The sequence below is a fragment of the Methylosinus sp. R-45379 genome (assembly GCF_001644125.1).
Lineage (GTDB): Bacteria > Pseudomonadota > Alphaproteobacteria > Rhizobiales > Beijerinckiaceae > Methylosinus.
Window position 1 is genome coordinate 1 of the sequence record NZ_LUUM01000074.1, and the last position, 1,160, is coordinate 1,160.

Sequence of the window (1,160 nt, forward strand, 5' to 3'; positions counted from 1 at the left end):
CGCGAGCCTTCGGGCTCGCATCACGCGCCAGCGCGCCGCCGAAGAGATCAGCCATCGGCGGCCTCGCAATTCACGATGTCGCGATCATCCGTCTCGCTGAGCAGCCAACGCCCTTCGCGCGTGAAGCAATCGACGCCCTCGCGGCCATCCCCGCGCTCGAGCGCGAATGCGAGCGGAAATTCGGGGTCCGCGATCTCACCGAGAAAGCGCGCCTTACGCCCGCCGCGCTGGCGATAAGGCTTGGTGAGATCGAGCGGCGCGCTCATCGCGGCTCACCTTGGTCAGCATCGAGAACTCGCATAGAGCCGCCGTTTCGCTGCGCATCACGCCAGCGCGCGGCGAGGCGAAGCGCCTCCAGCTCGGTCAAAGCGGCGGGATAATAGATCACCCCGGCCGCCCCGCCCGTCCGCACCCGCCACCCACGCGGCGGCGCCGGCCAGGTGAAGGCGCGCACCCACCAGGCGAAGAACACAGCGCGCGCCGACTCGCCGAGCCGCACGCGCAGGCACGCATCCTGTAACCAGAGAAACGCGTCATTGAGCAGCAGCAGCGGACGCGGGGCCGCTATGGCGAGAGCGAGCGACGCCTTCGCGCCGACGCAGCAGGCCGCGCCGGCCAATAGCCAGAATTTGCGCATCGAGAATTCTCGCGCGTTCGGTTGCTACTCGCGGCTACCGACTGGACCAGTTAACGACTGGACAGAGACTCGAGCTCCGCCTCGAGCGCCCGACGCTGCTCCAGGATACGCGCACGCTGTTCGGCCATCGCCGCCTCGAGCAGACTCTCGGGGGCGTCGCCGATCACAAAAACCAGAAACTCGGCGCCATAGGCGCGGATGAGATGGAGCAGGGCGATAAAATCGGGCGCCGATCCCCGCGCGCCGAACCATTTGCGCGCGCGGGCGGCCGTCACTGCGCCGCGCGTGCGCGCCTCGATCGCCTCGGCCGTTTTTTGCGGATGCACGCGCCGCAAATATTCACAGACGCGTTCGCGCCCCACGCTGTCCAACACATGCGCGCCGCGCCGCGTGGGACAGCTGTCCCCAAAACGAGAAAACTGTCCGACGATCGATGACAAATGTCCCACCGAAATCTCCGATGCTCTGCGCATTGGAGGTTTTGGCGAGGGCAGACGAATTTCCTCGGCGAGGCTCACGAGAC

General features: G+C 66.9%; 3 protein-coding genes. All 3 read right to left on the reverse strand.

Annotated features, from left to right (window positions below; all coding sequences use genetic code 11):
- Nucleotides 1-47 precede the first annotated feature (47 nt).
- Nucleotides 48-266, reverse strand: coding sequence for a hypothetical protein (locus A1351_RS04010; protein WP_064032295.1), 219 nt, complete (start codon nucleotides 264-266; stop codon nucleotides 48-50).
- A complete protein-coding gene (locus tag A1351_RS04015) occupies nucleotides 263-637 on the reverse strand; it encodes a hypothetical protein (RefSeq protein WP_064032296.1) in 375 nt (124 codons plus the stop codon). The genes A1351_RS04010 and A1351_RS04015 overlap by 4 nt, the downstream gene beginning before the upstream one ends.
- 50 nt (nucleotides 638-687) lie before the next feature.
- On the reverse strand, nucleotides 688-1,160 hold a 473-nt coding region (locus A1351_RS04020; RefSeq protein WP_210178231.1), incomplete at its 5' end, for a hypothetical protein.

Bases quoted from the DNA above. Each gene is read 5' to 3' on its own strand.
- A1351_RS04010 (WP_064032295.1), bottom strand. From the start codon at position 266: ATGAGCGCGCCGCTCGATCTCACCAAGCCTTATCGCCAGCGCGGCGGG.
- A1351_RS04015 (WP_064032296.1), bottom strand. From the start codon at position 637: ATGCGCAAATTCTGGCTATTGGCCGGCGCGGCCTGCTGCGTCGGCGCG.